We start from the raw sequence: 25,935 nt of genomic DNA on the forward strand, positions 1-25,935 counted from the left end.
TACCTTCGTTCAGCTTTCCTGCGAAACACTACGTGAAAGCTATTGCACCACAACCCAGATATAGCTTCACACATCAAGTTAATCTAAAAGAGCGATGTCTAAAATAGGCTATATCAACTCCTCAACATGACTAATGCTGGTTATCTTTTATGCTACAACAGTATGATAAACGGATATCCAGCGTATATGACAACCATACTCAAAGAAAAAGCATTATTGCTTCTGCGTCAGGCTTTGAATAATCCAAACGCTGATTTTCGTGATGGACAATGGGAAGCTATTGAAGAATTACTACTGAACAAATCACGATTACTCGTCGTTCAACGCACAGGTTGGGGAAAAAGTCTAGTTTATTTTTTAGCAACTCGCTTGTTACGAGATCAAGGTGCTGGTTGTACTCTTTTAATTTCTCCTCTTTTAGCATTAATGCGAAACCAAATTTCAGCAGCACAACGTATTCGAGTAAAAGCCGAAACAATTAACTCTAGTAATACAGATAATTGGAGTTTTATAGAAACAAAGTTGTTAGCAAATCAAGTAGATATTCTACTAATTTCACCTGAAAGATTAGCTAATGAGGAATTTCGAGAAAATATTCTTTTACCATTATCTCAAAAAATTGGTTTATTTGTAGTTGATGAAGCTCATTGTATTTCTGACTGGGGACATGATTTTCGTCCTGATTATCGCCGCATTGTCAGAATTTTACAAGCATTACCACAAAATATTCCTGTTTTGACTACAACCGCTACAGCTAACAACCGAGTAGTTGATGATATTAAAGCTCAATTAGGAGCAAATCTCCGTATTTCTAGAGGTGATTTAACTAGAAAAAGTTTGCGATTACAAAATATTTATCTTCCTAGTCAAGCAGCAAGATTAGCTTGGTTAGCCCAATATCTACCTCAGTTACCCGGAAGCGGTATTATTTACGCATTAACGGTAAGAGATGCTCAACGAGTTGCTGATTGGTTAAAAACACAAAATATTAGTGCTAAAGCCTATTATGGAGATTTAGATACCGAAGTTCGGATATCATTAGAAAACGAATTACTCAACAACCAAATTAAAGTCTTAGTCGCAACGACAGCTTTAGGTATGGGTTTTGATAAACCAGATTTAGGCTTTGTAATTCATTATCAAAGACCTGGCTCTGTCGTCCACTATTATCAACAAGTAGGACGAGCAGGTAGAGCAGTAGAAACAGCTTATGGTATTCTCTTAAGTGGTGATGAAGATGAAGAAATTACTAACTACTTCATTAATACAGCATTTCCTCCAGAAATTCATACACAAAAAGTTTTGAATGAACTAGAAAATGCTGTTGATGGTTTTTCTATTCCTCAATTAGAACAGAAACTTAATCTTTCAAGAGGACAAATTGATAAAGTTTTAAAAATTCTATCCCTGGAATATCCTGCACCTGTAAGTAAACAAGGTTCAAAATGGTATCTTAACCCAGTAAATTATCAATACAATACTGAAAAAATTGAACTTTTAACACAAATTCGCCGAAATGAACAAGCGCGGATGTTAGATTATATGAAAAGTCAACAATGCTTAATGGCTTTTTTAGCAGCAGAATTAGATGATCCAAATCCAGAAGAATGTGGTAGATGTGCAGTGTGTTTGGGTAAGCCTTTGTTACCAGAAACTTTTTCAGATGAACTTGTAAATAAAGCAATTTTATATTTACGTCGTAGTAGTCAAATTATTGAACCACGTAAACAATGGCCACCACAAGCATTGCTAGTTTATAGATTTTCGGGAAATATAAAAGCTAATTTAAAAGCAGAAGTAGGAAGAACATTGTCTCTATGGGATGATGCCGGTTGGGGAGAATTAGTCAAACGTGGTAAATATCAAGATAATAATTTTGATGATGCACTTGTACAAGCTACTGTTGAGATGATTCAACATTGGAAACCTCAACCTTTTCCCACTTGGGTAACTTGTGTTCCTTCCTTAAATCGTCCAGAACTTGTACCCAACTTCGCGCAAAGACTAGCCGATAAATTAGGCTTACCATTTAAACCTATTGTTCGCAAAATTCATCCAACTCAGTTACAAAAAAAGATGAGTAATAGTTATCAACAAGCTCATAATTTAGATGGATCTTTTGCAATTGAATCTTGGAAAGGAATCAGTGGTAATGTATTATTAATTGATGATATAGTAGATTCCCGTTGGACTTTTACGGTAATTGCAGCACTTTTGCGTAATGCTGGAAGTGGATTAGTTTATCCTGTAGCATTAGCTCTTAATTCATTAGGTCAATCGGATTAGAAAATTATGTTAAATCATGTCCTAGCACCAGATACTCAAGCAATTTTGCTGTTGTGTGCCAGTTTTGGACAAAATCGCCAAATTGAACCGCTACCCCTGACTCTGGGTGAATATAACTTGTTAACAGATTGGCTGCGAGAAAATCAAATGCGTCCAGCAGATTTATTGGAAACAACAGCAAAATCACAGTTACAAAAAATAACGAACAATAAACTTAACCCTGATAGGCTTTTAGCTTTATTACAACGGGGTGCAATGTTAAGTTTAGCAGTGGAAAAATGGACAAGTCGGGGTTTATGGATATTGGGACGCAGTGATGTTAAATATCCTAAACGTTTTAAGCAAATATTGAAACATTCAGCACCAGCCATTATTTATGGAGTTGGAAATGCAGAATTATTATCTTTAGGAGGATTAGCGATTGTAGGTTCTCGTGATGTAGATGAGGATATTATTCTCTACACACGCAGAGTTGCCCAAACTTGTTCTCAACAAAGCATACAAGTTATTTCTGGTGGTGCAAGAGGTATAGATCAAGAATCAATGTTAGGTATTTTGGATCATGGAGGAAGGTCTGTTGGTGTGTTAGCTGATAGTTTGACTAAAGCAGCAGTAAATAGTAAATATCGTTCTAGTATCCAAGAAGGTAGATTAACTTTAATTTCTAGCTATGATCCTGATGCTGGTTTTAGCACAGGTAACGCAATGGGACGTAATAAATATATTTATAGTTTAGCAGATTATGCCTTAGTTGTTAATTCTACTTTTGGTAAAGGTGGAACTTGGGCTGGTGCGGTAGAAGCATTATCTAAACTGAAAGAAATTCCTGTATTTGTAAAAATGGAATCTCCAGTCCCAGAAGGAAATCAGCAATTATATAATCAAGGTGCAAAACCGTTTCCTTCAGAATTTGAAAATGGTATTTTGCAGGAAATATTGACAAAACCTATTGCTGATTTTGAACCAGTAAAAAATGAAGTAATCACGAAACAGCCAGAACAGAATGTTAATACTATTCCACAAGATTTAACAACTACTTCTAAAGATATTTATAACGTTGTTTTACCCGTAATTCTCAATCATTTACAGCAACCAAAGGATGCAAAATCTCTTGCGGACTCTCTACAAGTGAGAAAAGTACAGATTGATGATTGGTTAACAAGAGCTATAAATGAAGGGAAGGTAATAAAAACAAAAATAGAAAAGCGAGTTGCTTATGTGGTTAATCACGCAGATACTCAACTTTCTTTGTTATAATTCGATAATATCAACAACATTTGCTGTACGATAAATTATGTCTTTGCAACTCCAAATTAACTATCCTGAAACTTTACCTGATGCTGTGGGTAAAACTAGAGAACAGTTTGAACAAGAAGCAAAATGGGCAATGGCTGTGAAATTATATGAAATGAAGCGCCTTTCTTCTGGTATGGCTGCTGCGTTACTGGGAGTAGAAAGAGTAACTTTTATACTGAAATTAAATGATTATGGAGTGCCGTTAATTGATTTAAGTGAAGAAGAATTATTATCAGATATAGAAAATGCCTAATACTAGTGAAATTGTTATTAATATTTCTTCTTTAAGGGACTTCCAAGAAATAAATTATCCCGATTAACGAACCGCAGAGGCGCAGAGGACACAGAGGAATAAGGGTTTGAGAGATTTTTCGCGTTAGGTGGTTGAGTGTTTTTTATTTGGAAGTCCCTATATCTCTAATTGAAGCTTTAATTTCTTCCCATGTCATTACATCATCTGGATTTGCTTCATAATCAGTAATCCGACGATCAAGTTCTCGTTTTTGCACTTCTGTCAAATCGGGATATGCCTGTTCTGCTGCTATACTTTCTAAAATCTCTTGTACAATCCGAATTCTATCGGCAATACTCAGTGCTTTGATTTCATTGATGTCCATGTTGACTAAACTTCAATAGAAATATTTTCTAGTTTAGGCGATCGCCATTCTGATATAATTCCACATATTGAGTTACTTTAAGAGAGCGATATGTTAGAAGGATTACGCGATCATATAAAGTTTTTACACTAAGGGTAAATAAACTTTCAGTATAAGTTACAATATAGTGCATAATTTTGGGTAGCAAAAAGAAAACCCGATTAATTAAGTATAGCTTTCATGTCTACTGTGTTGTCTCCTGAAATTTTAATACCACTTTCTATCCAAGAACGGAAATCACTAATTTTGCATCATGCTTCATTAATTGATGTGACTCACATTGCAGATGAAGACTTACACATAGCATACAAATACGGAAAAATTATTTCCTCAATAGCACCTGCTTATTTTAAGTATCAAATTTTACGAGATAAGCAGAATTACTCTAATTTAAAATTAGATAAACAATCTCAGTTAATTAGCAGTAAAACTGAGAAATTCGCAGTTATTTTTATTGACTGGTTAAAAACTGATTTTGAAAAGAAAAGTGCAATATTGGAGCATCATCCTAATCCGCGAAATCTTTTTGAACTATGTGGAGCTAAATTGCTAGTTACTAGCAACTCAGTGACAAGAAGCCTTAGTACAAAAATGGGAATTTTATGGGAAGAAATAGCCGATATTAGTCCTTATGTAATTATACCCGAATTTGAATTTGGAATTAAAATCAAAGGAATAGATATTATTCTTTTTATAGGAGAATCAATTAAGTTTGCACAATTAAAAACTTTAAAGGGAACATTGACAGGTTCACAAAAAAACAGAGCTAAAAAAGAATTGATTATTCATGATAATCCATTATTTATATCAGCTTTTGATTTAGGTGATTGGACATTTAACGATCCTAAAATTCCTCGCATTGCTGGTAAAGAGTTTTGGCATAATATCCATATAGATTATGACCTTGTTGAAACTCATGTAAAAAATATGTTACAGAAAATTGATCAAGCCTTTGCCGAATTAGCTACAAAATAAACAATTCCAATTCTATAGAGAAAAAAGCGATAATTGTTCAGATATTTCTTTACCTTTTGTTTTATTTCCTTGAATTAAATCGAAAAGATAACTACCAATCTCTTTTGCTAATAACATAGGAACTGCATTACCAATTTGTTTATATTTAGAACTTACCGAACCATAAAAAATCCAATCATCAGGAAAAGTTTGAATTTTTGCAGATTCACGTACAGTTAAAGAACGCAATTCCACAGGATGACACATATCTGTTGCTTTTTGATGTGGACTTGTTGTTATTGTTGGTGAAGGTTTATCCCAAGATAATCTTCTATAAAAACCGACTTTTCCACCTCCCGAATTATAAGCACCTCCCATAGCTTCTTTTTTTAATTCTTCTGGTAAATGTTTCCAGTTTTGTCCTGCTTCTAATAATCTTAAATACTTTAAGCGACTTTCTGAATAAGCCATAAATTCAGGTTCTGGATCAACTAAACCTGTTAAAGCATCTCGTAAGGTAAGCCATTTAGGTAAAATTTTACCGTCTTTGCAATATTTGGGAATCGGAAATGTAGCAGATTCACCATCTCTAGAACCAATAAATACTACACGTTCTCTGTTTTGTGGAACGCCATAATCTGCTGCTTCTAAAAGATTATAAACAACATTGTAGCCTATCTGTTTCATTTCAGATAATACGACTTTTAAAGCAGCACCACCCACTTCATCGGCTTCTAAAGGTGGGTAATCTTTTCCTCGTTGATTAATTGGCCTGTGACAAAGAGGAGCAGAAAGTAAACCTTTCACATTTTCCATTAAAAAAAACCGGGGTTGGACTTCTTTAACAATGCGGATAAAGTCCATAAATAAACTACCACGAGGGTCCATAACTGAACCTCTTTTTCCTGCGGTACTAAATGGCTGACAAGGTGGACCACCTGTTATTAAATCTATTTCACCAGGTTGTAAAGCGCGACCTAAATTTAAAACTCTTCCTCCTTCTTCAAGTAGTTGTTGAGAACTAACTTTTTCTATTTCTCTAGGAACAGCACTTTCTTGAAGGAATGGTCTATTAAGAGCAATTGTTTTTGTAGCATCACGGTCTTTTTCTACTACACTGACTGTGTGAAATCCTGCTTCTTCCATACCCAAGTCTAAACCATAAGCACCTGTAAATAAGGAAATAGAAATAGCTTTACCATCTATCATATTTATTGATCCTAAAGAATTACGAAAAATAATAAGTTATTTTTATGTAATGGCTACATCATTAATGCACTTATAGCAATTCCCAAGCTCATGAAATACACCCCACCCGCGCTGTCGCGCACCCTCCCCTTACCAAGGGGAGGGTTGGGGAGGGGTAATTTTGTATCTAACTAGAGTGGAAAAGGCTATAACTATGACTAATAATAAGTGTGCATCAACCCAGATTATCATGCAACTAACACCGGATGATTGATTTTTCGTGAAGCGTATAAAAGTGCTGCTTTGAGATCATCAGCTTCAAGATCCGGCATTTCTTCTAGAATTTCTTCTGCACTTAAATCAGAAGCAAATAAATCTAATATATCTGATACCCTAATTCTCATTCCCCGAATACAGGGACGACCACCACATTGTTTAGGATTAATTGTAATTCTTTCCAGTAAATTTGACATATAAGCTAATTTCATAAACTCTTATTTTCAGCATAAATCAAGTTTGTAAAATCAGCAACTCAATTAATAACAGTAATCACTCAATTAAGCTAAAATAAAATAAATAGCAAAATCCTAGCCAGTATATGGTTATATCAACAGAAGCAACAACCCAAACTTTATACGATCAAGACTATTACCTGTGGCTGAGAACAACCATTAATCAACTTCGCACAGGGCAATTTTCCGCTGTTGATTTAGAGAACTTATTAGAAGAATTAGAAACTATGGGTAGAAGTGAGAAGCGAGCAATTAAAAGTTTATTACTTAAACTGCTTGAACATCTTCTAAAACTCAAATGTTGGAATAGTGAAAGAGAACGTAATCAAGGATCTTGGAAAAGAGAAATTAGGGCTTTTCGTACACAGATAAAAGACGAACTCAAAGATAGTCCTAGTTTAAAACCTTACATTTTAGAGATATTCGACCAATGTTATCAAGAAGCCAGAAAATTAGTAAGCGATCGCTCTCAACTTCCTATTGACAAATTCCCTGTCATACCCATTGGTTCTTTAGAACAAATCCTCGATGAAAACTGGTTTCCTGAATATAGCTGCAATCATCACGGTAAAGCGGACTAAAATAGATACTTAACTCACGCTTACTCAAGGAGTATCTAGCGGTGCAGCCAGATTTAGTAGGTTTAGAAATCAGCAAAGGGGAATTGAGACGTTTAACAGGCTTTGATACTGAAGACGTTTTTAGACCCTCAATTATGGCAGACAAGGAAAAGCGGATGGGCTTTTTTTTCAATGAAGGTTTGGTGGCTTTGGCACTTACGCCGATTATTGTCGGTTTTATTTATGCTTTTATAATTTTGCCCGCTTTGGGATCTTCCACTAAATTGGGGATTATTTTACTGATTATTGTACCTATTGCCGTGATTGTGGGGCGATCGCTCTGGCGAAAAAAAACCTGTCCCCATGCACTGACAATACTTTTAGATGAAGTTGATAAATATCACACCGTAGTCCAAGCTATAGATATCAATGATCAACTCGCCACCTCTGGCAACTCCCACAGTAGCATTAGCGACAGAGAACAAGTAATATCTGCACTCCAATTAATTAGAGAAGATTTAGTTCGCGCCTTAAAAAGTGAACGTATTTTGCGCGATAATAAAAAACTGCTTCTTAATAACCAAGAGTTACTAGTCAATAACTTAGCCAATTTGCAAGCCTTACAGGTTAGCTCACAGGCTGGAGAATACGCACGACTCTTAAATGAGTCATTACAGATTGCGTTAGATGTGCAAGCGGAAATCAGAAAATTCAGAAAAGTGTAATCATAAATTTATTCCCCAAAATTCAATGCTTAAATCCTAATCTGTCTATTCAATCAGGAGATCCTAAATGCTATCTAAACTATTGAGTCAAACTCTCTATGAACAGGATTATCCCCAGTGGTTAGAAACCACTTTACAAAAGTTACAAGAACGGGATTTAGAAAATCTTGATTGGGAGAATTTGATTGAGGAGATTGCCACATTGGGGAATGAACAAAAACACAAACTAGAAAGTTATCTCCTGCAACTGCTCAAGCATCTGCTGTTGTACCAGCATTGGAGTCTTCCCAACTGTAAAAATCATTGGGAAGTAGAAATTGATAATTTTCGGGTAGAAATTAGGAAATTAACAAAATCAAAAAACCTCTACAATTATATGTTAACAGTGGTGGATGAAGTTTATACTGATGCAGCACGACAAGCAAATAAAAAAAGTGGTTTAAATTGTTTTCCTCAAATTTGCCCTTACACAGTTGAGCAGATTTTAGATGTAGAATATTTGCCACCATTCACATATTTATGAATAACAAACCCAAAATAATCGTTTTAGATGATGATCCCACAGGTTCGCAAACCGTTCACAGTTGCTTATTATTGATGCGCTGGGATGTAGAAACCTTACGTTTGGGACTAAAAGATGATGCTCCCATTTTCTTTATTTTAACCAATACGCGATCGCTCACCCCAGAATCAGCAGCAGCCGTCACCAGAGAAGTTTGTCAAAATCTCAAACTTGCATTAGCCGCAGAAAAAATAGACGATTTTCTCGTAGTTAGTCGTTCTGACTCCACCTTACGCGGGCATTATCCCATAGAAACCGATGTCATCGCCGAAGAACTCGGACCATTTGATGCTCATTTTCTCGTTCCAGCATTTTTTGTTGGTGAAGACTCACAAAGTGAAGGGGGACGCATTACCCGCGACAGCATCCATTATTTAATTATTGATGGTGTTCCTACCCCAGTCCATGAAACAGAATTTGCTCGTGATTCCGTCTTTGGTTACAATTACAGCTATCTCCCCAAGTATGTAGAAGAAAAAACCAAAGGACGCATTAAAGAAAATACTGTCACCCGATTTTTACTAGCAGACATCCGTGCAGGAAGTTTAGAAAGATTATTGCAACTCCATGATAATCAGTGTGGTGTTGTCGATGGTGAAACTCAAACCGATCTCAACACCTTTGCTTTAGAGATATTAACAGCCGCAAGTCGAGGAAAACGCTTTCTATTCCGTTCTGCTGCCAGTATTTTAAAAGCTTTAGCTGCCCTGCCTCCCCAACCCATCGCTGCCGAAAATATGGCAGAATATGTGCGTGGTGGTAAACCTGGTGCCGTAATTGTTGGTTCCCATGTCAAAAAAACAACTCAGCAATTAGCATCACTGTTACAAGTTGAGGGAACAGTGGGAATCGAAGTTGAAGTCGGACGATTAGTTGATGATGGAGTGAATGAATCAGCTAAACTGTTAACTGAGATTCTCGAAAGCGTCCAAGCAGTACATAATGCTGGTAAAACACCAGTAGTTTATACTAGCCGTCAGGAATTATCTTTTAAAGATGTTAAAACCAGGTTGGATTTTGGAGTAAAAGTTTCGACATTACTGATGGATGTTGTCCAGGGTTTACCGTCTGATATAGGATTCTTAATCAGCAAAGGTGGCATTACCTCAAACGATGTCTTGAGTACGGGACTGGCTTTAACTTCAGCTAGGTTACTAGGTCAAATTTTAGCAGGTTGTTCAATGGTGTTGACTCCATCTAACCATCCCCAATTTCCTAACTTGCCAGTTGTTCTATTTCCCGGTAATGTCGGTAATGCTGATGCCTTGGCTACTAGTTATCAAAGATTGACGGCAAAAGGAATTGGAAATTAATAAAAATGGAAAGGTGGAGAGATGGGGAGAATCAATAATCAAATCTGACAAATCACCAATTACCAATTACCAATGACTTCTGATTCTACTAACTCCCCAGAAAATTTGGAAACGGAGTCAAATTCTGCACACCCTGATGTGGAATTAATCTCTCAACTAGCTGAACTAGAGGAAAAAGTTGCCAAAACTACCGATATAGAGACAGATACTGCTGTTGATACTGAAAATAGTAATTCTATTATCCCCAATGGGGAGTTAACTTCTGTTCTTAACTATTTACAAGCTAATTCAGCAGCGAATGTTGATGCTGATTCTGAAGCGAAAAAGACAGAGGAATCTAATTCTGAGTTGACTGATTTGGACAGCAATGAGTTAGGATTACCAGAACCAAAGTTCAACAATAATATCCAAGTTCAGTTAAAAACTGAAGAGGAAAGACTGTTACTAATTTTGCCAACTGAATCTCAAGTACCTGCTTCAGAAATTAGTTGGTCAGAGATTTGGCAACAAATGAGACAGCGGCTAAATGCTGGGGATCGCTTGCGGACTCCTAATACCACAGTACATCTGTTAGCAAAAGACCGTTTATTAGATACTAGACAACTGCAAGAATTGGCGGAAACTTTAAATGAAGTTAAACTTCAGCTAAAGTCTGTAGCTACTAGTCGGAGGCAAACAGCGATCGCAGCTTGTACTTTAGGTTATTCTGTAGAACAAGTACAGCTACAACCATCTTTTAATGCCGATTCCCAAGCTACCACCTCCAAACCTCAAGCAGATGCTCTTTATCTAGAAATGACAGTCCGTTCTGGTGGCGAAATCCGTCATCCTGGAACAGTCATCATTTTGGGAGATATCAATCCCGGTGGTATCGTGGTCGCAGATGGAGATATCCTGGTTTGGGGTCGTCTGAGGGGTGTTGCTCATGCTGGTGCGGGGGGAAATCGTGATTGTTTAATCATGGCTTTGCAAATGGAACCAACCCAATTGCGGATAGCAGATGCTGTAGCTAGAGCGCCGGAAAAATCTCCGTCGCAGTTTTTCGCGGAAGTGGCACATATCACACCGGCAGGAATTCGCATCGCTAAAGCTACTGATTTTTCTCGCAGTCAGTTAAGTAAAATTAATCAGAACCTCTAAATATTTAGTATTATTTGCTGAACCCTATTCGAGCGCACCGCTATTATGACTCGCATTATTGTAATTACCTCCGGTAAAGGAGGAGTGGGCAAAACCACAGTTTCCGCCAATCTGGGCATGGCTTTAGCCAAAATAGGCCGCCAAGTTGCCTTGGTTGATGCGGATTTTGGTCTGAGAAATTTAGATTTGCTATTAGGACTAGAAAACCGAATTGTCTACACAGCAGTAGAAGTTCTGGCTAGAGAGTGTCGGCTAGAACAGGCTTTGGTTAAAGATAAGCGACAACCAAATCTTGTACTTTTGCCAGCTGCCCAAAATCGCACTAAAGATTCAGTCACCCCTGAACAGATGAAGCTGCTAGTAAATGCACTGGCGCAAAAATACCAGTATGTGGTGATTGATAGTCCCGCAGGTATTGAAATGGGATTTAAAAATGCGATCGCACCAGCCAAAGAAGCTCTCATTGTCACCACTCCTGAAATTTCCGCCGTTCGGGATGCTGACCGAGTAGTGGGGTTATTAGAAGCACAAGGAGTCAAAAAGATTCATTTAATAATTAACCGCATCAGACCTGCAATGGTACGAGCAAATGATATGATGTCTGTGCAAGATGTTCAGGAACTTCTCGCCATCCCTTTAATCGGGGTAATCCCTGACGATGAGCGTGTCATTGTCTCTACTAACCGTGGTGAACCTTTAGTATTATCAGACACCCCCTCTTTAGCAGCCGTAGCCTTTGAAAACATTGCTCGTAGGTTAGAAGGGCAAACTGTCGAATTCCTTGAGCTTGACTCATCCAACGACAACATCTTTTCGCGGTTGCGGAAGTTGTTGTGGACAAAGATCGTTTAACTCATTTTCCAGTCTTCGCCTTAGACCTAGCCGCAATGATTCTTGAACTTTTAGAAAAACTTTTTGTTCGCACACCCGATACCAGTCGCACTCAAGTTAAACGTCGCTTGCAACTAGTGATAGCCCACGACCGCGCTGACTTAGACCCCCAAACCTTGGAAAAAATGCGCCAAGAAATTTTGGAAATAGTCTGTCGCTATGTGGAAATTGAGACGGAGGGTTTGGAATTTTCCCTAGAAAGCAATCAGCGCACTACAGCCTTGATTGCCAATCTACCTATCCGCAGAGTCAAAGATAATACCGCTGAGTTAGAAGACAGTGATACATCACCAAAATAGTATTGAGTACTAAGAGAACTCCACAAAAAAGATGATCCAATCTTGTGGGATGGGCATCCTGCCCGTTCTTGTATTATTAGCAGGCTTTTTGGCCTGCACCACAAGAAATTTTGGGATATTTTTTATTTGGAAGTCTCTAAGTAGGGCTTGCTTAATAAAGCTAAAACCTAGATATAGCAGCAATTTCAGGCTGAAAAAGTTGGAGAAGGTGCAAGTAATAAGCGATAAAATCATCAAAACCCGTCCATTTACCCAAATTCGAGACTATTCTGATCTCCTTCTAATTCTTCCTCCTGACTCCTGACTCCTGACTCCTGACTCCTAGCCCTAACGAAAAGACTTTTTCAGCAAACCCTAAGTAAAGATGTAAAAAAATAACTTGTGTACAGGGTAGGGGTTTCTAACAACTTGATCAAAATCACACATTGCGCTACTCTTCCTTAGCGTCAACCAGTGATATCTGATATAAATGACAACCCCCATCACCCTGCAAATACCATCCTGTACTTGGAATCGTCCTATCGGTTTAGGCTGGGACAAACCCTATACCGTCCGTTACCCTAGTAATATTGATGATGGCCCTTGGCACGGAATGCCCCTTGGTGGTTTTGGTGCAGGTTGTATTGGTCGTTCCTCACGGGGAGATTTTAACTTGTGGCACATTGACGGTGGTGAACATATATTCAACACCTTCCCCGCTTGTCAATTTAGTATATTTGAATCAACGGGTATAAGTACTAAAGCTTACGCTTTATCAAGCCAACCCCCGGAAGATGGGACTTTACAAACATGGCAATGGTATCCAGCATCTAGCACTACAGAGGAAACCGGGAAATATCATGCTTTATACCCTCGTAGTTGGTTTGTTTATGAAAATGTATTCCAAACGGATCTAACTTGTGAGCAATTTTCACCTATTTGGGCAAATAATTATCAAGAAACTAGTTACCCTGTAGCAGTATTTGTTTGGAAAGCACACAACCCTACAAATGCACCTATTACTCTTAGCATTATGCTGACTTGGGAAAATATGGTGGGTTGGTTTACTAATGCTTTGAAATCGCCCCAAGTGCAAATACGGGATGATGGTAGTCCGGTTTATGAGTATCAGCCACGTTTAGGTGCAAGTCAAGGTAATTACAACCAGATAGTAGAAAATACAGATCACTTCAGTTGTTTTTTAGGTCGGGTAGCTAGTGGTGAACCTGTAGGAGAAGGTGATGGTAGCTGGTCTATTGCAACACCCAAACATCCCCAGGTAGAAATATTTTATCATACCCGTTGGGATTCAGTGGGGACAGGTGCGGATATATGGCAAAGCTTTGCAACAGATGGATCTTTGGCTAATAATCAAGATGCAACTCCCGCAGATGAAAATACGCGTTTAGGGGCAGCAATTGCTATCCGTTTTACTCTCCAACCAGGAGAAACTCTGGAGATTCCCTTTACTCTGGCTTGGGATTTTCCAGTTACAGAATTTTCGGCAGGAATTAACTATTACCGCAGATATACAGACTTTTTTGGACGCAATGGAGAGAATGCAGGGAAAATTGCGACTACTGGATTACTAGAATATCAAAATTGGCGATCGCACATCCTAACTTGGCAAAATCCCATTCTCGACCGAGAAGATTTGCCAAAATGGTTCAAAATGGCGTTATTTAACGAACTTTACGACCTCACCAGCGGCGGAACTCTCTGGAGTGCAGCTTCAGAAATCGATCCTATCGGTCAGTTTGCAGTTTTAGAATGTTTAGATTATCGCTGGTATGAAAGTTTAGATGTCAGGTTGTATGGTTCTTTTGCTTTACTGATGTTATTCCCGGAATTGGAAAAATCAGTGATTCGCGCCTTTGCACGGGCAATACCTCACAGTGATGACTATCTACGAGTAATTGGCTATTACTACACAATTGGGGCAGACACGACAACAGCAGTCCGCAAAGTAGCCGGTGCAACTCCACATGATTTAGGCGCACCCAATGAACACGTTTGGGAAAAAACCAATTACACCTGCTATCAAGATTGTAATTTGTGGAAGGATTTGGGTAGCGATTTTGTCTTGCAAGTATATCGAGATTTTATTTTTACGGGTGGGCAGGATGTGGAGTTTTTGGCGGATTGTTGGGACGCAATTGTGCAAACTCTCGATTACCTGAAAACCTTTGATTTAGATGGGGATGGTATACCGGAAAATTCGGGCGCACCTGACCAAACCTTTGATGATTGGCGCTTGCAAGGCGTGAGTGCTTATTGTGGTGGGTTGTGGTTGGCAGCTTTGGAAAGTGCGATCGCAATTTGTGATATTTTAACGAACCGCAGAGGCGCTGAGAACGCTGAGAAAATAAGATCGCAAAAATCAGTTTATCAATCTTGGCTACAGCAATCACTACCTATCTATCAGGAAAAGCTTTGGAATGGGCAATATTACCGCTTGGATAGTGAAAGTGGTTCTAATGTAGTCATGGCAGATCAGTTGTGTGGGCAATTTTACGCCAGACTACTGGGTTTACCTGATATTGTCCCCAATGATAATGCCCTTTCGGCTTTGCAAACAGTTTATGATGCTTGTTTTGTAAAGTTTTGTAATGGTCAATTTGGTGCTGCTAACGGCGTTCGTCCTGATGGTTCACCAGAAAATCCCCAAGCTACCCATCCCCTTGAAGTCTGGACAGGTATCAATTTCGGACTAGCAGCTTTTCTCATACAGATGGGCATGAAAAACGAAGCAATGCGCTTAACCCAGGCTGTAGTACAGCAAATTTATGACAATGGATTGCAGTTTCGTACCCCAGAAGCAATTACATCGGCTGGTACTTTTCGTGCCAGTACTTATCTTCGGGCAATGGCTATTTGGGCAATTTACTTAAAATCTTAACACGAGTGCGGCGACTCTTGCCAATTACAGAATAAATGTAACTTTATTTTCCGATTATTTCCGGAATCCATGAAAAAACTAAGTAATGGTAAGAGTCGAAAGATTTGATGCTCAGTAAACTTGTTTGAAGTTATACCTTTATTACGCTTTTAGGTCAGAAAGATCATGAATATCTCCTATCCCCTCAGCAAAAACTATGATCATAAAATTTTTGTACAAAAATATCGAGTTTAAGGTGTAAAATAATACCCTTTATCCGACATAGGTGTTAGTATCTTAGCTTCTATTACAAAATATCCAAAGAAAATACAGAAAAATCAAAAATTAGCAGCAGCACCAATCGTCTTAATTAATTGTGTCAGGTTCATCAAGTATTTGCACTCTTAACCCACAAACAGGCATTTCATTCTATCAGGACTTATATTATAACCCTTTGATTGCTAATTGGCAATCAATTGTTGTTTAAAATTCAAAATTGAAATATTAGCATCATATATCCGACCTCGAATTTATCAACGTTGTTCTCTAAACCCGAAGTATTAATTTTTAACAAATTATCAATTATCAACTAATCATAACTAAGGGATTAAATTCGCATTTATTAAAAATAAAATGACAACTGTAATCTCACTGAATTTAGTTGAGTTTATATCCAAAAATTATAAATTTTATCAAAAAAATAATTCTAGAAGTATTTATTTGCGCTTAACTTCAAATTAGCGTTTTAGTTAGATTATTGTATACAACTTTAATGAGCTAACTCTTTTGTTAATGTACCCGCTTATAAGTGTTTTTTCATATGCTTTAAGTGTGACAATTATCCTTTATATATCATATCATAAAATAGTATCATAAACAACTTAACAACAAAATAAGTTGACTTGTTACCTGGTAATATGTTACTCCTATTTCACTAGACTCTATTGAATACAGGTGTGGCTGTAACTACTTTTAGACCAGACTTCAAAGAAAAACATATAACAATATATAATGACTAAACTATTACAGCTAAATTTATTAAAAAAAGTGAATTTTATTTTGACTAAAGCTGCTAAAAGTCTTTATTAGCAAGGGTTACAAAAACAATTTAATCATAACAATTACTAAAAAAGTAACTGTAATTAGAGTTTTTAAGTATATAAAATGAGGGGTGTCACCCCTCATTTTTTTGATAAATTTGGGACAAAAGTTAAAGTTGCACAACACATAAATGAACATTCGGAGATATTCAGTAAATTTAACTTATAAGACTGCCAAATTGGCAGATGACATTAGCCACAAAAAATAGTATAAATACGAATGTAGGTATTGAGATTCCCAGATGAATCATCTTCTCGGTGCAATTGAAAATTATGAGACTTTACTGAAAGGCTTTCCTAATTTTCAGCGGTAAGTTATACAATAATATCCAAGGGTCATCTATTGAATTAAAGGGTGTAAAATTTTTAGAGGACACAACCGCATCTACTCAGCCTGCTAAATTACAGAAAGAAGGTAAAAATTTACCTTTCATTCACTAATCAGCAAAAGCCACAGTCGAAACGTAATGAATGGCAGTTGTCTTCATCAACAACTAAAGCCACTAAGCGACAAAACTGCACAACAGGGTCAATACATCAACGCAGTACACAGACTTGATTAAAAACAGTCAGGTTTTCAATCACAGGTCAGGTCATGAAACAAATCATCAGGTCAAATGCAGTCGAAACACCAAGCCAACGAGGTATTTTAGAGATCAAACTCTCTGATTTGCATTCTCGTCAGGCATCTATTCAAGAAAGTCCCGTACTTTCACCAAGGCTAACTTTATCAGTCCTAAATAAAAGTAGTGACATAGGAATTAAAAATACAGACAACAGGTCAACATCCTTTCAAACAGAAGTTCTCTCAGCCCTTCTGTATTTAGTTTGGTGGAGTAAGTTAGATTTTTTGCCCACAGTTGTGGTTTGGGTGTGTACAGGAAAGATTTTACAAGTCAGTCACACCCAGGTAAAGCAAATCACATCTGGGATACCTCAGACTTCTTCAAAGACTCAAACTCTTGGAGTGATTATAGCTAGAGCAGAACCAGCACCCCCAAGAGCATTAGCTTTGAAAGTTTATTTATTGAAGTTGCTCCCAAACGTACAGAAAAAAACCCAGTTAGTCGCCAAAATGACTCAACCTAAAACTTGGCTCAATAGCATCTATACGCAGCGAAAACAACAGAGCCATTTTAGGAGTAGCTTTTTCCACTGGGAGTTACGGGAACCGCTGTTAAGTTGAGAAATTTCTGGTTGTGCCTGTTGGAAAGTTTATCTATTTTTTCAACATTCGCTACTAATCAATTACCAATATATTCCTGTAATTAATTCAACATCTATCTCAAGACTAGTAAGCAACCAAACCATTACTGCTGGGTGCAAGTACGCACAGGAAGAATATCAATTATCTTGCTGTTGTGAACCCATCAATGTTGGCGTGGTGGACTAGTGTTGCAGTTTGTCAATAGCACTTGCAGAACCTGGACTAGTTTACTTTATTCAAATAAAACTAACACTCACTATGAATCAAGACATTTCTGGCAGTAGTAACAACTTAGATAAGAAAATTAATCCTGAACAGTTTGATCAAGTATTAGAAGCAATTCTGGCTGGTAAGTATTCGTGGGCTTGTGTTTTAATGCTACGGTTTGTTGGTTATAATCCTTTGCATTACATTCCTTACCGCACTTATAATCGGCTACTCAAAGAGAACTCCCGCATGAGTAGATCAAACTCTCAAAACAATGAAAATCTAAAAATTGCCAAATCAGCTACGGAGAAAAGGTCTGATGGTCATTTAGCACCTAGCTGTTTGAGCAAAATGAAAGATTTAGCTTATCTGGAAGTAGCTGGTAAGCAAAAAGCCGAAATGCGTGGTAGTCTCAGGGAAAAGAAATCGGCATAGGTGTTTACAATAATGTCAGTAAGGTGAGGTTGAGTAAAGTATCCCAGAGAGACAGTGTGTGTTTGCAAAGCGTACATTCAGTAACCCACTTTTGCCATAAATGGTGGGTTACAATGCAACGAGAGCAAATATTGAGCGTTCTCATCTTTATATTGTGTGTCTAACTCAACCTACAGTTTTCTGGTAATTTATTTTCTGGTGTTCTTTTACACTAAAAGCTTTTTGGATTGGGTGTCGTTCAGCCAATAATTTGATCATCAAATATACTAACGGTGGAGAGTAGTATATAAAAGACATGGTGCGGTTTGTTTTCACAGGTATTTTGGTGTTTTTAACAGCTTGTAGCAGTATTGCGTTGCTACCGACTTATGAATTGGTGCAAAAAGCGATCGCAATTCAGCTAGAACAAACCCAACAGCAGCTTAACCAAAAGCTGGATTTAGACTTCCAAAAATTCAATATTAAGGGACTGTCAATTACTCAACAGCAACCTTTAACGATTGAAAATTTACCCGCTTACCGTGTGCGCGGAACTTATGACTTAACTGTTAAATTACCAAAACGACAACTCACTCAACCGCAAAAACCCTTTGAAGTTTATTTGCAAATTCAGCGAGAAGGTAAAACTTGGCGGTTGCTGCTACCGGAAAAAAATAGTGAAAATCCCCAATTAGTTTGGCATAGTTACTTAATTCTCTAACTGGTACATTTGTGCTATTATCATGCCTATGGAGCGGCTAAAGCATAATTAGCAACTTAGGTCAGTATGGCCTGATAATGAGTTTTTAGAGAACTTTAAAAACGCCTTGAGTATGCAAACTAACCAAACATTATCCCTCCCTAATATGGGTTGCGGGACTTGGGCATGGGGAAACCAACTCCTCTGGGGATACAATGAAAGTATGGATGACCAATTGCAACAGGTATTTAACCTGTGTGTAAATAATGGTGTCACCCTATTTGATACTGGTGATTCCTATGGAACAGGAAGATTAAACGGACGTAGTGAATTGCTTTTAGGGCGTTTTGCAAGAGAATACGACGGGATAAATAAAAACAATATTTGCATTGCTACCAAGCTGGCTGCGTACCCTTGGAGATGGACAAGAAAGTCAATTATATCTGCTTGTCATGCTTCTGCAAAACGTTTAGGTAAAAATGTCGATTTAGTGCAAATGCACTGGTCTACAGCTAATTATGCACCTTGGCAAGAAGTAGGTTTATTAGATGGTTTGGCAGATTTATATGAACAGGGTTTAGTTAAAGGTGTAGGATTATCTAATTACGGTACAAAACGACTTTTATGGGTACATAAAAGATTTCAGGAAAGGGGAATACCGATAAAAACTTTGCAAGTACAATATTCATTATTATCTACCTATCCAGTCACAGAATTAGGTTTAAAAGATGTATGTGATGATTTAGGAATTAAATTAATTGCTTATAGTCCTTTGGCTTTGGGTTTATTAACAGGTAAGTTTTCTGAAAATGGTAATTTTCCTAAAGGTGTAAGAGGATTTTTATTTAAACAAATATTACCAGGAATTAAAGGGGTTTTAGGCACTTTGCAGGAAATCGCAAATAGTCGAAATAAAACTATGTCTCAGGTGGCAATTAATTGGTGTATTTGCAAAGGTACAATTCCCATTCCTGGTGCTAAAAATTTAGAACAAGCACAACAGAATATTGGTGCTTTGGGTTGGTTTTTGAATGATGGGGAAGTTGCAGAATTGGATAATGCTGCTGCGAAATCTGAAAAGAAGATGGTGCAGAATATTTTTCAGACAAGATAGTAGTAATCATGTTTAGTGATATATAGCAATTCCCAAGCTCATGAAATACACCCCACCCGCGCTGTCGCGCACCCAACCCTTACCAAGGGGAGGGTTGGGGAGGGGTAATTTTGTATCTTACTAGAGTGGGAAAGGCTATATATATCAACTATCCAATAAATCATGCCAATTTTCTAAAGGAAAATCCCAAGCTTGTTGGATACGGTGAAAATCTCTATCTGCGGAAACAACTGTGAGATAATTTTCAATAGCAGTTGTTGCAATCCATAAATCATTCTCACTTATACCTAATTCATGTATTCGGATTTTCCGCCTTTTTTTTCGATCTTTTGGAGCAAAACAATCCATAATTTTGGCTTTTAGCTTGGCATAAATCCGACTGGTATCACTATTCACATCATAAACAGGTATATCTTCTAAAAGTTCCTCAATTATAGCCAAATTATCTACTATTAATGTAGAATTTTCAGCCATCTATAATAACTCCCCTTCAGTAATAGCTGAAATTGCAACATTACCAATACCAACAGATTCTGTCTTTGTAATAATAGTAATAGTAGAATCCCCAAAAATAATAGAGCTACAGTGATTTGTGTCTAGAAGATATATCATGAAAATTCAGATAACCCACGGGAAGATTGTACTATTTCTAAACATTCTTTAAGATCATCACCAACCCACTTTCCAGCATGACGAAGAATAGATTTTCCTGATCCTGGACGATGAGGAGGTTTAGACGGTTTTTGTTTAATTGATCGGATAATATTCAGTGTTTCTATAAGCTCCGTTTCTGACATTGAATCAATTTCTTTTATTAGTAATTCTTTGGTTGTCATAATTTCTATCCTCATAAATCCTAATTCATTTTAATATATTCGGGTTTCCAAATGAGTTTTCCTTTCTGACCAGGATAAGCAGATCCTTAAACAATTCCTTCTCTGTCATAATTTTCTCTCCTGACTGAAATGAATTTTCTGAGAAATTGGGAAATTTATATATTATAAGGGATCTATCGGGAATTTTAACAAGTCCGCTCATTTTTGCTAATATACGTATATGCTAAATTATATACTGATAAATATATCAATTAAGATGTATATTTTTTATAATATCCCCCAATCTTTAAACTATGCTAGAAAAATCAAGATTCTATTTCCCAAAACTTTCCAAATCTAATTATCAACCTCAAAGCCAAGATACAAATATAGAAGCAGATGTTTATTTATTTACTAGATTACGACAACTGACATTAAAACAACGCCTAGAAATGTTTATTTCCCATGAAAAAGGCGTAAAAAAATTATGTCTTGTAGGAATTAAATCACGACATCGAAATTTCACTATCCAGGAAATTCGTGATATATTTACCCGTGCTGTATTAGGAGAAAAATTTACTCCTGATTTTCAACCAAAAGGTATTAATGAAAATATGTGGATTCAAGATTCAATTTCTTTAGCAGGTGAACTGCACCAAATTTTTGAATCAATTAATATTTGTTACTATGTAAGTGGTGGTGTTGCAAGTTCTATTCATGGAGAACCACGTTCTACTCGTGATTTAGATTTGGTTATAGAAGTTAACCAAAATAAATTATTTTTATTAGTAAAAACTTTAGAAACCTCTGGATATTATTGTCCAGCAGGAGCGGTAGAAGATTTGCAACTTGGTTATGGAAATATGTTGAATATTACCCATACAGAAACTATTGCTAATGCTGATATCTATATTACAGATAATTCACCTTTTGCTATATCGCAAATGAATCGGAGAGTGTTAGTTGATGTAGAGGAAATACCTACTTTTTGGATAGCTTCAGCAGAAGATATTATTTTACAAAAACTGCGCTGGGGTAAGGGAAGTAAATCAGAAAAACAATGGCGTGATGTTTTGGGAATAGTTAAGTTACAAGCAGAAAATTTGGATTATGGTTATTTAGGCGAATGGGCAGAATTTTTAGATTTGGTTGATGAGTTTAGTGAAGTATTAAATCAAGCTGGGATATAAAATTATAGCAATTCCCAAGCTCATGAAATTTACAGTAGTTACATTCATAGCAGTTCTCCATCTGCTTTATTATCATCGTATCTTCATTTATGACAAAATTGAATTATTAGCTACATAATTTGCTAAACTCCAAATTTGTGAAAGATTAAAGTATTGGTTATTGGGAGCGATCGCACTGTGACTCAAGGTGAAGGTACAATCAATGTAGAAAACGTCAACCCCCAGGACTATTTATGGAAATTCTGGCCTGTTGTCCCCCTTTATCCTTACGGTAAACGTCGCACTATCTGCAAAGAGGTAGTAAAGGATACCATCTGGACTTTTGACCAAATGCAGGGGGTTTTCTATGTGGTTGTGCCGATTCGCATGACGGTGGTAAAGTTAGAAAATGGTGGTTTGCTGGTTTATGCACCTGTCGCACCAACTAAAGAATGTATCCGATTAGTAAATGAGTTGGTAGCAGAATACGGTGATGTTAAGTATATTATTTTGCCAACTATATCAGGGATAGAACATAAAGTATTTGTCGGACCATTTGCGAGATGCTTTACTAATGCACAGGTTTTTGTTGCACCTGAACAATGGAGTTTTCCGCTAAATTTGCCTTTGAGTTGGTTGGGTTTACCGGCTAAACGCACTCAGATATTGCCGGAAAATAGTCAGGAAACGCCTTTTGCGGATGATTTTGATTATGCGATATTGGGAGCAATTGACTTGGGTCCTGGTAAGTTTGCAGAGGTGGCTTTTTTCCACAAGCGATCGCACACTCTCTTACTTACAGATACCATAGTTTCTGTACCAGCAGAACCACCTGCGATCGTTCAACTCGACCCTTATCCGTTGTTGTATCACGCAAAAGACAAAGCTTATGACATCGTAGCTGATACCCAAGCCAATCGCCGCAAAGGATGGCAGCGTGTGACTTTATTTGCTTTGTACTTCCAACCCAGTGTGTTAGATGTACCTAAATTGAAAGATATCTTCCGTGATGCCTCCAAAGCTCCAGAACGCACAAGAAAAGCATATTTTGGCTTTTTCCCCTTTCAATGGCGACAAGGCTGGGAAAGGTCTTATGAAGCGTTAAGAGGAAATGGACGGATATTTGTAGCGCCAGTTTTACAGAGTTTAATACTCAACCGCGCACCCCAGGAAACAATCAATTGGGCTGATAAAGTCGCAAAATGGGATTTTCAATGGATAATTCCCTGTCATTTTGACGCACCTATTAAAGCCGAACCACAGCAATTTAGAAAGGCGTTTTCTTTTTTGGAAAAATATCCCAGTGGGGGTTTAGTTAATAGTAATAGTTATCCTTTACCGGAGGATGATTTTCAGGTTTTAAGAGATATTGATCAGGGGTTGAATAGATTTGGTATTGTCCCACCTGCAAGGGAGAAGGTGTAAGATAAGTTTTTGTCAATTCAAAATCACACTGCTCATAGTAGATTTTATATGATGTTTTCTTGGCTGATTAATTATTTAGGTTATTGAAATAATATGAACTCTGAAAAAGCACAGGTTAGACTATTCGGTTTAGTTCATTCTAATAGAGATTTTTCTCAAAGAGAAAGCTGGGGTAAAAATCAATTTAATAATTCTTTTCCAGCATCATTAGCTTGTTATATGTACCAAAAAGGAATGAAGTTAAATTATTTGGTGCTGGATGAAAATTTGACAATTCAGCACCAAGAAATAGATGTTTCAGAAATCTTCGGCATTCCCCCTCTTTCACCTAATTTGTTTTTCTCCTTTGAAAGTGATTATGTACCTTATAGGAAAATTGTGATAGGTAAACTGCCACGAGTTGATTTAGTGACACATGATATTAATAGAGATAATGCTTGTTTACGAAGTATAGAAATTAAATTAACGGCATTACCTGACAACTCAACTTATCGTTTACCAGATAATCAATATGGTTGTGAAATTGTAACAAGACCAGATACTATTATCTATCTAGCTTTGAGTATTGCTCATGAGTTTGAAAATTCGAGAGATAAATTACTAAATTATCTTCAACCTGTATGTAGTCAAATTGAAGATTGGTTAAGTATACGTCAGGTATTGCCCTTTGTTTCTCAGCTTGTAGAGTGTTTAGATAATTTACTAGCTGATTATATAGAAATACAATCTCCATTAGTCATGCAACCAATATGGAAAACAGTAGGTAAGACCTCCAAACTTTATCAAAACTGCTTAGATATTTTTGTGTGGAGTAACTTCGGCTTTACTAGGCTCTTCTTTGATATTACTAAAAGATTAGCCAAATCAGAAGAAACTATACAAAGACCTATGCGATCTGTAGTATGGTTGGCAAAGATGTTATATGAATTTGCCCTCGTTGGTAAAATAAATCACAAGTTGATTATTGATACATTAACCTATAACACTAAAAATGATAAAGCTTTTGCTTTAAGTGGCTCAAATACTCGTCGTTACATGACTTGTGATAATTTGATTCATCCCAGAATTACCAAAGAAGAAATTAAAAATATCATTTTAGGAGGAGGACAAAATTTTCTAAGCCCTGAAAGAAGATTTGATGCCATAATCTTGAGTAATCCTGAAATTTTTGATGATAAATTAAAGGAAATTTAATGAATATACAGCTACAATATAGTTCGTTAAAAGTCATAGACTTATTTTCTGGATGTGGTGGTTTATCGTTAGGATTTCAAAATTATGGCTTTGAAATTAGTGCTGCTTTTGAAAATTGGAAACCAGCAATAAATGTTTATCAGCAAAACTTTAATCATCCAATTATTGAATATGATTTGAGTCAAGTAAATAATGATTATTCAATATTTAAAAAATTCTTACCAGATGTGATTATTGGTGGACCACCATGCCAAGATTTTTCTAGTGCTGGTAAGCGTAATGAAGATTTAGGTAGAGGAGATTTAAGCATTACATTTGCTGAAATAGTCGCTAATGTTGCTAGTCAATGGTTTGTCATAGAAAATGTAGATTTGTTTAGAAAATCAAATAAATATCAAGAATTTCGCCAAATTCTCAAATCTGCTGGCTATGGTTTAACAGAAAAAGTTTTAGATGCTAGTTTATGTGGTGTACCGCAAAAAAGAAAAAGATTCTTTTGTATAGGAGAACTTGGTGGTAAAGATGGAAATATGGAAACTTATTTAGAAGCTAATTTATCTAGAAAACCTATAACTATTAGAGATTATTTAGGAACTAGTTTAGGTGTTGAATATTATTATAGACATCCTAGAAGTTATCAAAGAAGGGCTATTTTTAGTATTGATGAACCCAGTCCAACTATCAGAGGGGTGAATAGACCAATACCTAAAAATTATAAACAACATCCGGGAGACGTTGCACGAGTAACACCAGATTTACGCCCTTTAACTACTCGTGAAAGAAGTTATATCCAGACCTTCCCTGAAGATTTTATTTTGGCAGGTTCAAAAACAGATTTGGAACAGATGATTGGTAATGCTGTACCTGTTAAGTTAGCAGAATATGTTGCTAAATGTCTAATGATGTACATTCAAGAGAGTAAGAAATCACCAATCTATAATATATGCACAGCTAAAGAGTTGGAATTTCTACATTTAACAAGTTCTTGAACAAATTTGTAATCAGAATTATTTCAGCCCGTAAAGCAACACGCAAAGAACGAGAATATTATGAAGATTGAAACCTTAAAACAACGATTAGACAAAAATCGTCCCACGACTACCGTAACTCTAAGAATGCCAGAAGATGTGATAGAAGACTTGAAGCGACTTGCACCCATACTTAGTTTTTCTGGTTATCAACCATTAATTCGTGCATACGTTGGACAGGGACTCCGAGTAGATTTAGAACGTCTAGACAGCAATACAGTGACTGCTTTGGTTGCTAGTTTAAAACGACGTGGCGTGAGTGATGATATCATTCATGAAGCACTAACTGAAGTGGTTAATGGATAACTGAAATCTCAGATGTT

Annotated in this window: 27 protein-coding genes; 21 read left to right on the forward strand and 6 right to left on the reverse strand. The window is 36.9% G+C overall.

Annotated elements, in window-relative coordinates:
- The first annotated feature begins 186 nt into the window (after positions 1-186).
- Genes ACOWPH_RS26780 through ACOWPH_RS26790 form a run of 3 tightly spaced genes read left to right on the forward strand, consistent with a single transcriptional unit; the run spans position 187 to position 3,835 of the window.
- Entirely contained in the window at positions 187-2,286 is a 2,100-nt protein-coding gene (locus tag ACOWPH_RS26780) for a RecQ family ATP-dependent DNA helicase (protein ID WP_042464600.1), read from the forward strand.
- 6 nt (positions 2,287-2,292) lie between these two features.
- Positions 2,293-3,543, forward strand: coding sequence for a DNA-processing protein DprA (locus ACOWPH_RS26785; protein ID WP_015213153.1), 1,251 nt, complete (start codon positions 2,293-2,295; stop codon positions 3,541-3,543).
- Positions 3,544-3,580: 37 nt separating this feature from the next.
- Positions 3,581-3,835, forward strand: a complete 255-nt coding sequence (locus ACOWPH_RS26790; RefSeq protein ID WP_015213154.1) for a UPF0175 family protein — start codon at positions 3,581-3,583, stop codon at positions 3,833-3,835.
- Positions 3,836-3,977: 142 nt separating this feature from the next.
- Here ACOWPH_RS26790 and ACOWPH_RS26795 read toward each other — a convergent pair whose 3' ends face one another.
- Entirely contained in the window at positions 3,978-4,199 is a 222-nt protein-coding gene (locus ACOWPH_RS26795) for an addiction module protein (RefSeq protein ID WP_015213155.1), read from the reverse strand.
- A gap of 28 nt (positions 4,200-4,227) precedes the next feature.
- Entirely contained in the window at positions 4,228-4,371 is a 144-nt protein-coding gene (locus ACOWPH_RS26800; protein WP_015213156.1) for a hypothetical protein, read from the reverse strand.
- A 47-nt stretch (positions 4,372-4,418) separates the two neighbouring features.
- Between ACOWPH_RS26800 and ACOWPH_RS26805 the strand changes: the two genes are divergently transcribed.
- A complete protein-coding gene (locus ACOWPH_RS26805; RefSeq protein ID WP_015213157.1) occupies positions 4,419-5,213 on the forward strand; it encodes a hypothetical protein in 795 nt (264 codons plus the stop codon).
- Positions 5,214-5,225: 12 nt separating this feature from the next.
- Here ACOWPH_RS26805 and ACOWPH_RS26810 read toward each other — a convergent pair whose 3' ends face one another.
- Together ACOWPH_RS26810 and ACOWPH_RS26815 are read right to left on the reverse strand one after the other, a co-directional pair.
- Positions 5,226-6,401 carry a DNA cytosine methyltransferase gene (locus tag ACOWPH_RS26810; RefSeq protein ID WP_015213158.1) on the reverse strand — a complete coding sequence of 392 codons (1,176 nt, stop codon included), beginning with the start codon at positions 6,399-6,401 and terminating at the stop codon, positions 5,226-5,228.
- A gap of 227 nt (positions 6,402-6,628) precedes the next feature.
- Positions 6,629-6,853, reverse strand: coding sequence for a DUF433 domain-containing protein (locus ACOWPH_RS26815; protein ID WP_042465676.1), 225 nt, complete (start codon positions 6,851-6,853; stop codon positions 6,629-6,631).
- A gap of 125 nt (positions 6,854-6,978) precedes the next feature.
- On the opposite strand from ACOWPH_RS26815, the gene ACOWPH_RS26820 reads away from it, so the two are divergent.
- The 12 genes from ACOWPH_RS26820 (at position 6,979) to ACOWPH_RS26875 (ending at position 19,981) form a co-directional block, all read left to right on the forward strand.
- On the forward strand, positions 6,979-7,473 hold the full coding sequence (locus ACOWPH_RS26820; protein ID WP_015213160.1) for a DUF29 domain-containing protein: 495 nt from the start codon (positions 6,979-6,981) through the stop codon (positions 7,471-7,473).
- 41 nt (positions 7,474-7,514) lie between these two features.
- Positions 7,515-8,177, forward strand: coding sequence for a hypothetical protein (locus tag ACOWPH_RS26825; protein ID WP_015213161.1), 663 nt, complete (start codon positions 7,515-7,517; stop codon positions 8,175-8,177).
- 67 nt (positions 8,178-8,244) lie between these two features.
- Entirely contained in the window at positions 8,245-8,700 is a 456-nt protein-coding gene (locus ACOWPH_RS26830) for a DUF29 domain-containing protein (RefSeq protein ID WP_015213162.1), read from the forward strand.
- A complete protein-coding gene (locus ACOWPH_RS26835) occupies positions 8,697-10,052 on the forward strand; it encodes a four-carbon acid sugar kinase family protein (protein ID WP_015213163.1) in 1,356 nt (451 codons plus the stop codon). Before ACOWPH_RS26830 ends, ACOWPH_RS26835 begins: the two co-directional genes overlap by 4 nt.
- Before the next feature lie 72 nt (positions 10,053-10,124).
- Positions 10,125-11,192: a septum site-determining protein MinC gene (gene minC / locus ACOWPH_RS26840; RefSeq protein WP_015213164.1), complete on the forward strand. Its 1,068-nt coding sequence runs from the start codon at positions 10,125-10,127 to the stop codon at positions 11,190-11,192.
- 45 nt (positions 11,193-11,237) lie between these two features.
- Complete coding sequence (minD, locus tag ACOWPH_RS26845) at positions 11,238-12,044, forward strand: septum site-determining protein MinD (protein ID WP_015213165.1); 807 nt, start codon at positions 11,238-11,240, stop codon at positions 12,042-12,044.
- Between the two features lie 35 nt (positions 12,045-12,079).
- Positions 12,080-12,382 (forward strand): cell division topological specificity factor MinE, encoded by a 303-nt coding sequence (gene minE, locus ACOWPH_RS26850; RefSeq protein WP_042465679.1) that lies wholly within the window; start codon positions 12,080-12,082, stop codon positions 12,380-12,382.
- 469 nt (positions 12,383-12,851) lie between these two features.
- Positions 12,852-15,260, forward strand: coding sequence for a GH116 family glycosyl hydrolase (locus tag ACOWPH_RS26855; RefSeq protein WP_015213167.1), 2,409 nt, complete (start codon positions 12,852-12,854; stop codon positions 15,258-15,260).
- A 1,674-nt stretch (positions 15,261-16,934) separates the two neighbouring features.
- Complete coding sequence (locus tag ACOWPH_RS26860; protein WP_015213168.1) at positions 16,935-17,525, forward strand: hypothetical protein; 591 nt, start codon at positions 16,935-16,937, stop codon at positions 17,523-17,525.
- A gap of 279 nt (positions 17,526-17,804) precedes the next feature.
- Entirely contained in the window at positions 17,805-18,188 is a 384-nt protein-coding gene (locus tag ACOWPH_RS26865; protein WP_015213169.1) for a HetP family heterocyst commitment protein, read from the forward strand.
- A gap of 295 nt (positions 18,189-18,483) precedes the next feature.
- A complete protein-coding gene (locus tag ACOWPH_RS26870) occupies positions 18,484-18,888 on the forward strand; it encodes a hypothetical protein (RefSeq protein WP_015213170.1) in 405 nt (134 codons plus the stop codon).
- Positions 18,889-19,000: 112 nt separating this feature from the next.
- The gene (locus ACOWPH_RS26875; RefSeq protein ID WP_015213171.1) at positions 19,001-19,981 is read left to right on the forward strand and encodes an aldo/keto reductase; all 981 of its coding nucleotides are present in this window, start codon (positions 19,001-19,003) and stop codon (positions 19,979-19,981) included.
- Between the two features lie 144 nt (positions 19,982-20,125).
- On the opposite strand, the gene ACOWPH_RS26880 is transcribed toward ACOWPH_RS26875, so the two are convergent.
- On the reverse strand, positions 20,126-20,455 hold the full coding sequence (locus tag ACOWPH_RS26880; RefSeq protein WP_242043124.1) for a type II toxin-antitoxin system VapC family toxin: 330 nt from the start codon (positions 20,453-20,455) through the stop codon (positions 20,126-20,128).
- 134 nt (positions 20,456-20,589) lie between these two features.
- Positions 20,590-20,817 carry a hypothetical protein gene (locus tag ACOWPH_RS26885; RefSeq protein WP_015213172.1) on the reverse strand — a complete coding sequence of 76 codons (228 nt, stop codon included), beginning with the start codon at positions 20,815-20,817 and terminating at the stop codon, positions 20,590-20,592.
- A gap of 293 nt (positions 20,818-21,110) precedes the next feature.
- Between ACOWPH_RS26885 and ACOWPH_RS26890 the strand changes: the two genes are divergently transcribed.
- The 5 genes from ACOWPH_RS26890 (at position 21,111) to ACOWPH_RS26910 (ending at position 25,918) form a co-directional block, all read left to right on the forward strand.
- Positions 21,111-21,986: a hypothetical protein gene (locus tag ACOWPH_RS26890; RefSeq protein WP_015213173.1), complete on the forward strand. Its 876-nt coding sequence runs from the start codon at positions 21,111-21,113 to the stop codon at positions 21,984-21,986.
- Positions 21,987-22,163: 177 nt separating this feature from the next.
- A complete protein-coding gene (locus ACOWPH_RS26895; RefSeq protein WP_015213174.1) occupies positions 22,164-23,390 on the forward strand; it encodes a DUF4336 domain-containing protein in 1,227 nt (408 codons plus the stop codon).
- Between the two features lie 93 nt (positions 23,391-23,483).
- A complete protein-coding gene (locus tag ACOWPH_RS26900; RefSeq protein ID WP_015213175.1) occupies positions 23,484-24,584 on the forward strand; it encodes a HindVP family restriction endonuclease in 1,101 nt (366 codons plus the stop codon).
- Positions 24,584-25,573, forward strand: a complete 990-nt coding sequence (locus ACOWPH_RS26905; protein ID WP_015213176.1) for a DNA cytosine methyltransferase — start codon at positions 24,584-24,586, stop codon at positions 25,571-25,573. Before ACOWPH_RS26900 ends, ACOWPH_RS26905 begins: the two co-directional genes overlap by 1 nt.
- A 60-nt stretch (positions 25,574-25,633) precedes the next feature.
- Positions 25,634-25,918, forward strand: a complete 285-nt coding sequence (locus ACOWPH_RS26910; RefSeq protein ID WP_015213177.1) for a hypothetical protein — start codon at positions 25,634-25,636, stop codon at positions 25,916-25,918.
- Positions 25,919-25,935: the final 17 nt, after the last annotated feature.

The sequence above is a fragment of the Anabaena sp. PCC 7938 genome, assembly GCF_049315035.1.
Taxonomy (GTDB): domain Bacteria; phylum Cyanobacteriota; class Cyanobacteriia; order Cyanobacteriales; family Nostocaceae; genus Anabaena; species Anabaena cylindrica.